Origin of the sequence: Agromyces chromiiresistens (assembly GCF_029167465.1) — a bacterium.
Classification (GTDB): Bacteria; Actinomycetota; Actinomycetes; order Actinomycetales; family Microbacteriaceae; genus Agromyces; species Agromyces chromiiresistens.
Genome location: NZ_JARFNL010000002.1, coordinates 155,126 through 168,146, shown reverse-complemented (window position 1 = coordinate 168,146; position 13,021 = coordinate 155,126). Strand labels below are relative to the sequence as shown.

General features: G+C 73.6%; 11 protein-coding genes. 6 read left to right on the top strand and 5 right to left on the bottom strand.

Features of this window, described 5'->3' with window-relative positions; translation table 11 throughout:
• Window position 1 precedes the first annotated feature (1 nt).
• The 4 genes from nadB to PX701_RS05070 all read left to right on the top strand — a co-directional run bounded on the left by nadB (window position 2) and on the right by PX701_RS05070 (window position 5,454).
• Window positions 2-1,654: an L-aspartate oxidase gene (gene nadB, locus PX701_RS05085; protein WP_275505674.1), complete on the top strand. Its 1,653-nt coding sequence runs from the start codon at window positions 2-4 to the stop codon at window positions 1,652-1,654.
• On the top strand, window positions 1,654-2,571 hold the full coding sequence (gene nadC / locus PX701_RS05080; RefSeq protein ID WP_275505673.1) for a carboxylating nicotinate-nucleotide diphosphorylase: 918 nt from the start codon (window positions 1,654-1,656) through the stop codon (window positions 2,569-2,571). The genes nadB and nadC overlap by 1 nt, the downstream gene beginning before the upstream one ends.
• Window positions 2,568-3,713 (top strand): cysteine desulfurase family protein, encoded by a 1,146-nt coding sequence (locus tag PX701_RS05075; protein WP_275505672.1) that lies wholly within the window; start codon window positions 2,568-2,570, stop codon window positions 3,711-3,713. The genes nadC and PX701_RS05075 overlap by 4 nt, the downstream gene beginning before the upstream one ends.
• Before the next feature lie 202 nt (window positions 3,714-3,915).
• A complete protein-coding gene (locus PX701_RS05070; protein WP_231430477.1) occupies window positions 3,916-5,454 on the top strand; it encodes an MDR family MFS transporter in 1,539 nt (512 codons plus the stop codon).
• Window positions 5,455-5,520: 66 nt separating this feature from the next.
• On the opposite strand, the gene PX701_RS05065 is transcribed toward PX701_RS05070, so the two are convergent.
• Window positions 5,521-7,155, bottom strand: coding sequence for a substrate-binding domain-containing protein (locus PX701_RS05065; RefSeq protein ID WP_231430476.1), 1,635 nt, complete (start codon window positions 7,153-7,155; stop codon window positions 5,521-5,523).
• Between the two features lie 245 nt (window positions 7,156-7,400).
• Between PX701_RS05065 and PX701_RS05060 the strand changes: the two genes are divergently transcribed.
• Entirely contained in the window at window positions 7,401-8,069 is a 669-nt protein-coding gene (locus PX701_RS05060; protein ID WP_231430475.1) for a phosphoribosyltransferase, read from the top strand.
• Between the two features lie 13 nt (window positions 8,070-8,082).
• On the opposite strand, the gene PX701_RS05055 is transcribed toward PX701_RS05060, so the two are convergent.
• A complete protein-coding gene (locus PX701_RS05055; RefSeq protein ID WP_275505671.1) occupies window positions 8,083-8,910 on the bottom strand; it encodes a putative protein N(5)-glutamine methyltransferase in 828 nt (275 codons plus the stop codon).
• 186 nt (window positions 8,911-9,096) lie between these two features.
• Between PX701_RS05055 and PX701_RS05050 the strand changes: the two genes are divergently transcribed.
• The gene (locus PX701_RS05050; RefSeq protein WP_275505670.1) at window positions 9,097-11,001 is read left to right on the top strand and encodes an anthranilate synthase family protein; all 1,905 of its coding nucleotides are present in this window, start codon (window positions 9,097-9,099) and stop codon (window positions 10,999-11,001) included.
• Here PX701_RS05050 and PX701_RS05045 read toward each other — a convergent pair.
• From PX701_RS05045 to PX701_RS05035, 3 genes are read right to left on the bottom strand one after another with little or no spacing between them, the layout of a single operon-like run.
• Window positions 10,964-11,425, bottom strand: a complete 462-nt coding sequence (locus PX701_RS05045; RefSeq protein ID WP_275505669.1) for a nitroreductase family deazaflavin-dependent oxidoreductase — start codon at window positions 11,423-11,425, stop codon at window positions 10,964-10,966. The two genes, PX701_RS05050 and PX701_RS05045, sit on opposite strands and share 38 nt — an antisense overlap.
• Before the next feature lie 23 nt (window positions 11,426-11,448).
• Complete coding sequence (locus PX701_RS05040) at window positions 11,449-12,051, bottom strand: GNAT family N-acetyltransferase (protein ID WP_275505668.1); 603 nt, start codon at window positions 12,049-12,051, stop codon at window positions 11,449-11,451.
• Between the two features lie 54 nt (window positions 12,052-12,105).
• On the bottom strand, window positions 12,106-12,966 hold the full coding sequence (locus tag PX701_RS05035; protein ID WP_231430470.1) for an Fpg/Nei family DNA glycosylase: 861 nt from the start codon (window positions 12,964-12,966) through the stop codon (window positions 12,106-12,108).
• Between the last annotated feature and the right edge of the window lie 55 nt (window positions 12,967-13,021).

Here is a 13,021-nt window from a genome sequence, read left to right as displayed (position 1 = left end):
GATGACGAGCGTGCTCGTCGTCGGCGGTGGCATCGGCGGCCTCTGGGCCGCCGTTCGGGCCGCCGACGCGGGGGCGGGCGTCGAGCTCGTCACGAAGACCGAGCTCGCCGAGACCAACACCCGCTACGCCCAGGGCGGCATCGCCGCGGCGCTGTTCCCCGACGACTCGGCCGAGCGGCACCTCGCCGACACGCTCGCCGCCGGCGCGGGTCTCGCCGACCCCGAAGCGGTGCGCGTGCTGTGCGACGAGGGGCCTGCGCGGGTGCGCGACCTCATCAGGTTCGGCGTCGCGTTCGACCGCGGCGAGTCCGGGCTCTCGCGCGGCCTCGAGGCGGCGCACTCGCGAGCCCGCATCGTGCACGCGGGCGGCGACGCGACCGGTGCGGCGATCGAGGCCGCGCTCGTCCACACGGTGCGCCGGCGTGCCGTGCGCATCGACGAACGCACGATGCTCGTCGACCTGCTCGTCGAGCCGGGCGACGACGGTCGTCCCGTCGTCGTCGGCGCCCGGCTGCTCGACGAGCACGGCGCGCTCGTCGAACGACGCGCCGACGCGGTCGTGCTCGCGACCGGCGGCAGCGGATGCCTCTATCGGCATACGACGAACCCCGACGTCGCGACCGGAGACGGCGTCGCCGCGGCGTGGCGCGCCGGAGCCGCGGTCGCCGACCTCGAGTTCACCCAGTTCCACCCGACGGCCCTCGCCGCGCCGGGCACACCGCTCATCTCCGAGGCCGTCCGGGGCGAAGGCGCGGTGCTGCGCGACGCCGCGGGCGCCCGGTTCATGGCGGACGTGCACGCCGACGCCGAGCTCGCCCCGCGCGACGTCGTCGCCCGCGCCGTCTGGCGTCGCATGACCGAGCAGGGCGGCGAACCCGTGCGACTCGATGCGACCGACCTCGGCGCGGCGTTCCTCGCAGAACGCTTCCCCGGGCTCGACCGGGTCGTGCGCGAGGCGGGCTTCGACTGGGCGCGCGAGCCGGTGCCCGTCACCCCGGCCGCGCACTACGCGATGGGCGGCATCGTCACCGACCTCGACGGCCGGTCGAGCCTCCGCGGTCTCTACGCGGTCGGCGAGTGCGCCCGCACGGGCGTGCACGGCGCGAACCGCCTCGCGTCGAACTCGCTGCTCGAGGCGGCCGTCTTCGGCGAGCGCGCCGCCCGCGCGATCACGGGCGGCGGCGCATCGCAGTCCGCCTCCCCGTCACCGACTGCAGCACCCGCTGCACGGCGCGCCGACGCGGCCTCCAACGGCGCGCCGTCGGAGCGTTCCGACGACTCGATCGGACGGCGCGGCGGCGTCGCCGACGGAGACGGAAGCGGAACCGGCTCGGGCGAGCGCACCCGCCTCGCTGGTGCGCCGGTCGAGCGCACCGCACTGCAGGAGCTCATGTGGCGCCGTGTCGGGCTCGAGCGCGACGTGCGCGGGCTCGCCGAGGCATCCGCGCTGCTCGACGCGTGGGACGCCCCCGCCCCCGTCGATCGCCGCCGCGCGGAGGACCGCAACCTGCTCGACCTCGCCCGACTGACCGTCGCCGCAGCGCTCGCGCGCCGCGCGAGCATCGGCGCCCACTTCCGCACCGACGACCCGCGCGCCGCGACCACCGCCGACCGGACGCGCACCACGACCCCCGACCTCGAGGAGGCCGCCTGATGACCGACACCCGTGAAATCGAGCGCATCGTCACCGCAGCCCTCGACGAGGACGCCCCCTGGGGCGACCTCACCGGCGACACGCTCATCCCGGCCGACGCGACCGCGACGGCCGAGCTCGTCGCACGCGAGCCCGGCATGCTGAGCGGCATCGACGTGTTCGCGGCGGCATTCCGCCTCGTCGACGCGCGCATCGCCGTGGAGCCGCTCGCGCGCGACGGCGAGCCCTTCGCGGCCGGTGCGGTGCTCGCCCGAGTGCAGGGTCCGGCACGGGGCATCCTGCGCGCGGAACGCGTCGGGCTCAACCTGCTGCAGCGCATGTCGGGCATCGCGACGCTCACGGCCCGATACGTCGCGGCGGTCGCCGGCACCGGCGCGCGCATCGTGGACACCCGCAAGACGACGCCGGGCCTGCGCAGCCTCGAGCGCCAGGCCGTGCGCGACGGCGGCGGGCGCAACCACCGCCGCTCGCTCTCCGATGCGATCATGGCGAAGGACAACCACCTCGCGGTGCTCACGGCCGGCGGCGTCGACCTCGCGACCGCGCTCCGCGAGGCGCGCGACCGGATGCCGCACACCGCGCACCTCGAGGTCGAGGTCGACCGCATCGACCAGATCGCGCCCGTGCTCGCGGGCGGGGCCGACACGATCATGCTCGACAACTTCACGACCGACGAGCTGCGCGCGGGCGTCGCGCTCATCGACGGCCGCACGATCGTCGAGGCGTCGGGCGGGGTGAACCTCGACACGGTCGCCGCGATCGCGGCGACGGGAGTCGACGTGATCTCGGTCGGCGCGCTCACCCACTCGGTGCGGTCGCTCGACCTCGGGCTCGACGTGGTGGTGGAGAGCGCCGCCGCCGGCGCCGCCCCCGCTGCCGCCCCCGCTGCCGCTGCCGCTGCCGCGAGGCATCCGTGATCTTCCTCGATCACGCGGCGACGACGCCCGCGCGCCGCGAGGTGCTCGAGGCGATGCGGCCGTACCTGACGGGTGCGTTCGGCAACCCGTCGAGCCGGCACGGGCTCGGCGACGAGGCGGCGCGGGCGCTCGCGGCCGCCCGGACGGCGGTCGCCGAGGCGATCGGCTGCCGGCCCGGCGACGTCGTCTTCACGAGCGGCGGCACCGAAGCCGACAACCTCGCGGTCAAGGGCCTCGCGCTCGCGGATCCGCGGGGCCGGCACGTGGTGGTCTCCCCCATCGAGCACGAGGCCGTGCTCGAATCGGCCGCCTACCTCGCCCGCCACCACGGCTTCGACGTCGACGAGGTCGCGGTGGACGCCGGCGGGCGCACGACACCCGACGCCCTGGCGGCCGTGCTCCGGCCCGACACGACGCTCGTGTCGGTGCAGCTCGCCAACAATGAGATCGGCACCGTGCAGCCCGTCGCGGAACTCGCACGACTCGCCCACGGCGTCGGTGCCCTCGTGCACACCGACGCGGTGCAGGCGGCCGGCCGGCTGCCGCTCTCGCTCGACGCGCTCGGCGTCGATGCGATCTCGCTCGCCGGCCACAAGATCGGAGCCCCGAAGGGCACCGGCGCCCTCATCGTGCGGGGCCGGCTGCCCCTCGAGCCCGTGCTGCACGGCGGCGGACAGGAGCGCGGGCGCCGGTCGGGCACCGAGAACGTCGCCGGTGCGGTCGCGTTCGCCACGGCCTTGCAGCTGGCCGAGGCCGAGCGCGCCGAGGCCGTCGAGCGCATCGGCGCGCTCGGCGCGCGGCTCACCGCGCGCGTGCTCGCCGAGGTGCCGGAGGCCCGGCTCACGGGCGACCCCTCCGACCGGCTGCCCGGCACCGTCTCGTTCGTCTTCCCCGGCACGAGCGGCGAGGCGGTGCTGCTCGAACTCGAACGCGACGGCGTCATCTGCTCGAGCGGCTCGGCCTGCGCCGCCGGACGCGACGACCCGTCGCACGTGCTGACGGCGATCGGCGTGCCCGCCGAGCTCGCGCAGACCGCGGTGCGGTTCACGCTCGGTTCCGCGACCACGCCGGCCGAGATCGAGGATGCCTCGGCCGCCGTCGCGCGGGCCGTGTCGGCGGTGCGCACTATCGTGAGGCCCTGATCGATTCGACACCGGTCGCCGCAGCCGCGGCGACCGGCACGGGCTTCGCAACGCGGCTGTTTCCATGCATTCCGATCCATCTCCGAATCCGGGAATAGCGCGTCGCCCGTACCGGGTTGACCCACCTGTCCGCTTCTTCCGCACCTTTCACGTCTCGACGCACGTTCCGGCGCGCTCCGCGCCGATCTCGATTGGAAACTCTGTGACCGAACGCGCCGTATCCGACCTCGACCCCTCGACCGCCTCCACTCCGGCCGTCGACGCCGACGCCGCGGCCCAGGACGCCGCGGTCGTCGCCCATCAGCCCGCCCACGGCGCGAGCAACACGCGCGTCATCTGGCTGCTGCTCGCCGCGACCTTCGTCGTCTTCCTCAACGAGACGATCATGGGCGTCGCGATCCCGCATCTCGTCGACGACCTGCACATCACGCTCTCGGCGGCACAGTGGCTGACCACGGCCTTCATGCTGACGATGGCCGTCGTGATCCCGATCACGGGCTTCCTGCTGCAGCGGTACCCGACCCGTCCCATCTTCATCACCGCGATGAGCCTGTTCTCGGCCGGCACGCTGATGGCCGCGCTCGCACCGGGCTTCGAGGTGCTCCTCGGCGCCCGTGTCGTGCAGGCCACCGGCACCGCCATCATGATGCCGCTGCTGATGACGACGCTCATGACCCTCGTCGCCCCGTCCGACCGCGGCCGGTTCATGGGGCGCGTCTCGATCGTCATGTCGGTCGCACCCGCGATCGGGCCGACGATCTCGGGGCTCATCCTGAACTACCTGACCTGGCGGTTCATGTTCTGGCTCGTGCTGCCGATCGCACTGGTCATGCTCGTCATCGGCATCCGCCGCGTCACGAACGTGAGCGAGACGCGCAAGCTGCCGATCGACGTGTTCTCGGTGATCCTCTCGGCGTTCGGCTTCGGCGGCCTCGTCTACGGGCTCAGCCTCGTCGGCGGTGTCGTCAGCGGTCGCAGCGCGGCCGACGCGACGGCCATGTGGGTCTCGCTCGCCGTCGGCGTCGCCGGCATCGCCGCGTTCATCGTGCGTCAGCTGATGCTGCAGCGCCACGACCGCGCCCTGCTCGACCTGCGCACGTTCACCTCGCGCAACTTCGCGCTGTCGGTCGCGCTCATGGTCGTCATGATGGCGGCGCTGTTCGGCACGATCATCCTGCTGCCGATCTACCTGCAGGACGTGCTCGGGCTCGAGCCGCTCTACACGGGTCTCCTGCTCCTGCCCGGCGGCCTCATCATGGGCCTGCTCGGGCCGACCGTGGGCCGGCTCTACGACCGGTTCGGTCCGACGCCCCTGCTCGTACCGGGCTCGATCGTCGTGTCGGGCGTGCTGTGGAGCCTGACGCTGGTCACCGACCACACGTCGCCCTGGCTCGTCCTCGTCGCGCACATGGTCATGTCGGCGGCGCTCGCCTTCATGTTCACGCCGCTGTTCACCTCGGCGCTCGGTTCGGTCGAACCGAGGTTCTATTCGCACGGCTCGGCGATCGTCGGCACCGTGCAGCAGGTCGCGGGCGCCGCGGGCACGGCGCTCTTCATCACCGTGATGACGTCGCGCGCAGCGATCGCCGAGGCGAACGGCGCCTCGACCGTCGCGGCGAACGCGGCCGGCATCAGCTCGGCGTTCATGGTCGGCGCGATCCTGTCGCTCGTGGCGATCGTCGGCGCGTTCCTCGTCCGCCGCCCGGCCGACATGGAGCAGGGGGCGCCGGTGGGCCACTGAGCCGCGGTACGTCCGAAGGGCGAGGGAGCACCGCTCCCTCGCCCTTCGTCGTCGGGCGCGCCGCCGTCAGCCGCAGTTCGGGCGGCAGCTGCGCTGCGAGAGCGCGTCGACGAGCACGGTCGAGAGGTCTTCGGGCTCCGTCGCCGAGTACGCGGCGCCCTGCGTGGCCTGGGCGATCTGCTGCATCGCCGCGAGGTCGGTGTCGGGCCCGAAGCCGATCATGATCACGGGCACGGGCTTCGCCGGGTCGTCCAGCTTCTTGAGCTCGGCGAGCAGGGTGTCGAGGTCGATGCCGTTCTCGTCTTCGTTGCGCCCGTCGGTGATGAGCAGCACCGAGTTGACCTTCTCGGGGTCGTACGACTCGCGCACGCGCTTCACGGCCGCGAGCGTCGTGTCGTAGAGGCCGGTCGCCCCACCGAGCCGAGCGGGCAGCGACTGGATGATGCCGGCGATCTGCTGAGTGTGGGCGGCGTCGGCGAGCGGCGCGATCGGCGAGACGTCCTCGTAGTCGAGGTCGCCGTTGCGCGCGGTGGAGAAGAGCCAGACCCCGAGCTCCACCTCGCCCGAGAACTTCTCCATGGCCCCGAGCGCCGCCTGCTGGAAGACGTCGATGCGTCGCAGCCCGTTGGCCGCCGGCTCCTCCATCGACCCCGACACGTCGATCACGGTCAGCATGCGCGAGCGCAGCGTCAGCACGCTCCAGGCGCGCAGGATCTCGAGCTGGGCCTGACCGTCGGTCGCCGGCTCCGCGCCCGGGCCCGAGGCGCCGACCCCGGCGAGGTCGAGCTTCCCGCTGCCGTCGGGCGCACGGAAGCCGTGCTTCGCGAAGGTCTTCGCCCCGTCGGCGAGGGCCGCCTCGAAATCGCCGAGCACCTCTCGCTTCGACTTCTCGAGGGTGAGATGCACGAAGGGGTAGTCGAGCGCGACGGTGCCGTCGGCCGGGTACGCGGCGACGAGCGGCTCGGCCGGCTCTTCGCCGTTGTACGCCGCGACCTGCGCCTCGCTCGTGACGACGACCGCCGGAGCCTCACCCACACCGAGCGAGCCGAAGGCGGCGCTCGTCGACGCGGGGATCGACTTGCCGAGCGCGAGCATCGCGCCCGCGAACTGCCGCGGATCGTCGGGCGAGGCGTGGCCGCGCAGCGCGAGGAGGCCCGCGAGGCTCGCCGCGGATGCCTCGGGGTCGGGCAGGATCGTCGGCAGGGTGCCGCGCAGCACCCGCGACCAGCTGACCGGCTCGCTCGCCAGCGCCGTGGCGTCGGTCGCCGCGGCGGCGAACACGATCGGCGTGGAGGCGACCGACCCGCCCGCCTCGACGACGGGGGGCGCCTGGCCGAGCGATGCGGCCGTCGCATTCATGCGATCGAGCCAGACACTCGATTCGGGCACCCAGGCGTCGGCTTCGATGGTGCCCGATGCGAGGACTGCGGACGTGTCGGCCGAGTCCTGCGGGGTGACCTTCGTCGTGACGCAGTTCTCCGACGCGCGGTCGAAGCGATCGGCGATCTCGGCGACCGCCGGCGCGATCGACCGGTCGGCGACGACGACGAGCTTCTGGGGGTCGTCGCAACCGGCCTCGGCGGAGGCGAGCAGCGGGTCGAGGTGCCCTCCGACCCAGAGGAAGACGCCCGTGCCGACGACGGCGACGACGGCGACCGCCCCGACGACGGACATGACGAGATTGCGGGCAGGCTTCTTCACCGGCGCCGCGACAGTATGACGTCCCACGGGTTCTCCAAGTGACGGGGTTGGGGGCCCGCCGAATCCTTGAACGGGTTCGCCCCGAACCGGGGAGCCCGGGGGAAGGATTTGCACCAGTGTAGGCGACGAGCCCCTGAACACGAAGTCCCCTCGGCTTTCACGGCGCCGGGCAAGGGGTTGACGCTCCTGCCGCGTCGGGCTAATCAGGAGAGTGCAGCCACCCACGAGGCATCCTGGCCGTTCTCATGGAGCATTTCGCGAACCGCGTCGAGGCGGGCGGGCGACTCGCCGCCCGGCTCCTCGAACGGTCGCGCTCCCAGGCGTCAGCGGCGCTGCACGACCCGGTCGTGCTCGGGCTGCCGCGCGGAGGCGTGCCGGTCGCCGCACCCGTCGCCGACGCGCTCGGCGCCCCCCTCGACGTGCTCGTCGTGCGCAAGCTCGGCACGCCGGGACAGCCCGAACTCGCGATGGGCGCGATCGGCGAGGAGGGCGCACTCGTGCGCAACGACGACGTCATCGCGTCGGCGCGCGTCGACCGCGCGCGATTCGACGCCGTGCTCCAGCGCGAGCGGGCCGAGCTCGACGCACGGGTGGCGCGCTTCCGCGGCGGTGCGTCGCCGGTGCCGCTCGCGGGGCGCGCCGCGATCGTCGTCGACGACGGCGTCGCCACCGGCGCGACGATGCGCGTCGCCTGTCGCGTGGCCCGTGCCCGCGGCGCCGCCCGGGTCGTCGTCGCCGTGCCGGTCGCCGCGCCCGACAGCCTCGCGGCGCTCGAGGCCTCGCCCGAGGTCGACGAGGTCGTGTGCCTCGCGGCACCGCCGGGATTCATGGCGGTCGGCATGCACTACCTCGACTTCGCCCAGACCGGCGACGACGAGGTCGCGCGCCTGCTCGCCGAACGCCGGCGACCATGACCGCGCGGCGTGGTCAGCCTCGCGGGTCGGTCGCCCGCGGGCGGCGGCCGACGACCACGACCGTGTCGTCCTCGTCCGCGTCGTCGGCCCGCACCGATCGCGGTTCGAGGCCCCCGGCGCGCATGAGCTCGGCCGCCGTGTCGGACTGCCACTCGCTCGTCTCGATGAGCAGGCTCCCGCCCGGCGCGAGCCACTCGCGCGCGGATGCCACGACCCGGCGATGCACGTCGAGCCCGTCCCGCCCGCCGTCGAGCGCGACCACCGCCTCGTGCTCGCGGGCCTCGGGCGGCATGAGCGCGATCTCGTCGGTGGGCACGTACGGGGCGTTGACCGCGAGCACGTCGATGCGGCCCGCGACCCCGGCGGGCAGGGCGTCGTAGAGATCTCCCTCGAACACGCGCCCGCCGCGCGGCTCGAGGTTGCGTCGGGCCGCGCGCACCGCGACCGGGTCGAGGTCGGCGGCGTACAGGTCGACCTGCGCCGCCGTCGCGGCCACGACGGCCCCGATGGCGCCCGCTCCGCAGCAGAGGTCGACGACGATCGCGGGGCGTCCGTGCGACCTCGTCGCCTCGCGCGCGATCCCGGCGGCCTCTGCGGCGAGCAGCTCGGTGCGATGCCGCGGCACGAACACGCCGGGTTCGACGGCGAGCCGGAGCCCGGCGAACTCGGCCCAGCCGAGCACGACCTCGAGCGGCTCTCCGGCGACTCGGCGGACGACGAGCGCCTCGAGCTCGACGTCGTCGTCGGTGGCGGCCGCCAGCAGCTCGGCCTCCGCCTCGGCGAAGACGCAGCCGGCCGCGCGGAGGCGGGCGACGAGCATGGGATCCGGATCGGCGGGCATTCCCGAAGCGTAATACGGGTGGCGCACCCTCGCGTCATGCCGTATGGTGCTCGACATGACCGCGTCGAACCGCAACTGGTGGCCCGCCTCCTAGGCGGCCTGCGCGTTCCGACGACTCACGACCGCCCGAGGGCGGTCGTTCCGTTTCTGCGGAGGGTCCATCCGAGGGCCCGACCCGGAGACACCATGACGAAGCTCCTCACCGCCCTGCTCGCCGCGAGCACGCCGCCCGCGTTCGCCGTCATCCGCCGCGAACGCGAGGCGACGCTCGATGTACTCGTCGGCGACGTGCTCGACGTCGAGCACCTCGCCGACATCCCGCTCGACGGCGCCGAGGTGCTCGCGCTCGTGCCGTTCCGGCAGGTGCGCGAGCGCGGTTTCGCCGCGCACGACGACGGCGCTCCGCTCCGATGCCTCGTCGTGCGCGAACGCGAGCAGGTCGCGGTCGACGCCGCGACCGGGCTGCTGCCGCGCCATCCGGTCGTCGTCGACGACCTCCGCGTCGACGTCGCCGACGACGAGTACGCCGCGATCGTTCGGCGCGTGATCGAGCGCGAGATCGGGCAGGGCGAAGGCGCGAACTTCGTGATCCGCCGCGAGTTCGCCGGCTCGACCGCCGAACGGCCCGCCACCGCCGTGCTGGGCTGGCTGCGCGCACTCCTCGAGCACGAGGCGGGCGCGTACTGGACGTTCGCGGTGCACACCCCCGGCCTCTCGGCGGTCGGCGCGACCCCCGAGCGCCATGTCTCGAGCGTCGGCGGCGTCGTCACCATGAACCCGATCTCCGGCACGTTCCGCCACCTCGACGGCCCGCCGTCGAACGACGCCCTCGAGGCCTTCCTCGCCGACGTCAAGGAGCGCGAGGAGCTCGTGATGGTCGTCGACGAGGAACTCAAGATGATGAGCGCCGTCTGCCCCGACGGAGGTCGCATCCGCGGGCCGTTCCTCAAGCGCATGTCCCGCCTCACGCACACCGAGTACGTGCTCGAGGGCCGGAGCACCCTCGACCCCCGCGAGGTGCTGCGCCGCACGATGTTCGCGCCGACCGTGACTGGCTCGCCGATGGGCAACGCCTGCACCGTGATCGCCCGCCACGAGACCACGCCGCGCGGCTACTACGCGGGCGTGCTCGCGCGGTTCACGCCGACGGCGTCGAGCTACGACCTCGACGCGCCGATCCTCATCCGCACCGCCTACCTCGACGGCGACGGCAGCGTGCGCGTGCCCGTCGGCGCGACGCTCGTCCGTCACTCCGACCCCGCCGGCGAGGTGGCCGAGACCCACGCGAAGGCGGCCGGGATGCTCACGGCGCTCGGTGCCATCCCGCGGCAGGACGACGCACGAGGCGGATCCGCCGTCGCCGACACCACGGGCGACGCCTCGGCCTCCGACCCGGTCGCGCTCGCCGAGCGCAACGCGCACCTCGCGCCCTTCTGGATCGCGCCCCAACCCGCCGCTCCCCCGCGCGGCGTGTCGGCGCTCGTGGTCGACGCGGGCGACGACTTCACGACGATGCTCGCGCACCAGCTGCACCACCTCGGCGTCGCGTCCCGGATCGTGCCGTGGCACGAGGCCCCGCTCGACGCCGCCGAGGATCTCGTCGTGTTCGGCCCCGGCCCGGGCGACCCGCGCGACGCCGGCGACGCGCGCCTGTTCCGGCTGCACGAGCTCATCGCCGCACGGCTCGGCCAGCGGCGCCCGATGCTCGCCGTCTGCCTCAGCCACCAGGTGCTCGCCCGTCTCTCGGGTCTCGCCGTCGCACCGCTGGCCGCACCGCAACAGGGCCTGCAGCGCGAGGTCGCGCTCTTCGGCGAGACCGCGACGATCGGGTACTACAACACGTTCACGGCGTACGATGCGGGGCTCGACCGCACCCCGCGACACGGACTCGAGATCGCCGCAGACCCGCACACCGGCGCCGTGCACGGCCTCAACGGCGCCGGCGTCGCATCGGTGCAGGGGCACCTCGAGTCGGTGCTCTCGATCGACGGGCTCGCCGTGCTCGAGCGCCTCGTCGACGCGGTGCTCGATGCCGGTGCGAGGCCGGGGGCGGTCAGCCGCGCGGATGTCGCGGCTCGAGGTGCAGCCTGACCATCGGGATCTCGGGGTCGGCTTCGCCGGTCGCATCGACGATCGAGCGCTGCAGCATCGCCCACGTCTTCGGGCGTTCACGCGCGTAGCGGTCGAGCAGGGCACGGCTCTCGACGGCGTCGAGCAGCTCGGCGCGCGCGGGGACCCGACGGCGCCAGCCCACACTGACGCCGCACCTGGGTTCGGCCTCGAGGTTCCGGTACCAGTGCGCGGTCGGCCCGAACCCCGAGGCGACGACGATGCGATCGCGCGACTCGTGCCGTGCCGCTTCGACGACGACGTACCGGCGTTCGCCGCTCACCCGTCCGCGATGCTCGAGCATGAGCAGCCGCCCGAAGAACAGGAAGCCGAACCCGGCCGTGAACATCGGGATCGGGAGTCGGACCGCCCACCGGGTCGTCAGGATCTTCGCGCCGAGATCCACCGCGCCCCTCTCGTTCGCCGCGATCAGTTCGCCGCGGTCCGCTCGGCGACCCGCCGCTCGCGCCACTCGTCGGCGAGGATGGCGTAGGTGTAGCCGTCGATCCACCCGAGCTCGGCGTGCCACGAGTCGCGCACGCCGTGCTGCTCGCGCCGCATGCCGAGCCGCTCCATGACCTTCCACGAGGCGATGTTGTCGGCGTAGCAGCCGGCGGTCACGCGGTGCGCGCCGAGCTCGTCGACGGCGAGGTCGATGAGCGCGCGGGCGATCTCGGTCGCGAACCCGCGACCTGCGTGGTGCGGGGCCACCCCGTAGCCGATGCCCGCCTCGGCGCGCACGTACTCGGCCGGGTCTCCGTGGGTCTGCCCCATCGCATCGGTGATCCAGAGGGATCCGGTGCCGACGACCTCGCCGTCGAGCACCGCGATCGCCGAGTGGTCGAGCGGGTCGTCGATGCCGTCGAGCCAGGTCTTCGTGAACGCCTCGGGCTCGACCTCGGTGCGCAGCAGCCACCGGGTCACCTCGGGGCGGTTGCGCCACACGAGGACCTGCTCGAGGAGTTCGCGGGTCGGCAGCCGGAGCTCGAGCGGGCCGGCGGGGCGCGGCCAGGCCACGTCGGAAGTCGTCATCCCCCCTGCCTACCATCCGGCACCGACGGTGTGCCACCCGCGGCAGGCGGGGCGCTACTTCACGAGCCGCGACAACACCCGGTCGGCCAGCGGCTTGCCGCCCGTCTGGCAGGTCGGACAGTACTGGAAGGTCGAGTCGGCGAAGATCACCTGCCGGATCGTGTCGCCGCACACCTCGCACGTCTCGCCGGTGCGGCCGTGCACGCGCATGGCGCGGCGCTTCGCGTCTTTCAGCTCCGCCGGAGGGCGACCGGATGCCACGGCCGCCGCCTCGGCGAGGGTGTCGCGCATCGCCCGGTAGAGCACCTCGGTCTGCTCGGGGGTGAGCTTCGCCGCGAGCAGGTAGGGCGAGAGCTTCGCGGCGTGCAGGATCTCGTCGGAGTAGGCGTTGCCGATGCCTGCGAACACCGACTGGTCGCGCAGCAGCCCCTTGATCTGCGTGCGCCGCCCGGCGAGGATGCCGGCGAAATCGTCGAGCGTGAAGTCGGCGGCGGTCGGGTCGGGGCCGAGCCGCGCGATGCCGGGGACGTCGGCGACGTCGCGCACGACGTAGACCGCGAGCGACTTCTTCGTGCCGGCCTCGGTCAGGTCGAATCCGGCCCCGTCGTCGAGGCGCACGCGCAGCGCGAGCGGCGACCTGCCCGGCTTCACCGGGGTCTTCGGCACCTCGTCGTACCAGCGCAGCCAGCCGGCACGCGCGAGATGGAACACCAGGTGCGCACCACCCGTCTCGACGTCGACGAACTTGCCGTGCCGATGCACGCCGTCGATGCGTTCGCCCTCGAGCGCGGAGAGCGGCGGGTCGAACGTCTTGAGCGCCGAGATCGCCGCGACCCGCAACGAGGCGAAGGCACGCCCGGTCAGCCGCTCGTCGAGGAAGGCGACGAGCGCCTGCACTTCGGGAAGCTCGGGCACAGAGGCATCCTGTCACCGACGGGCGACATCCGCACCCGGTGCATCGCGCGCTGCG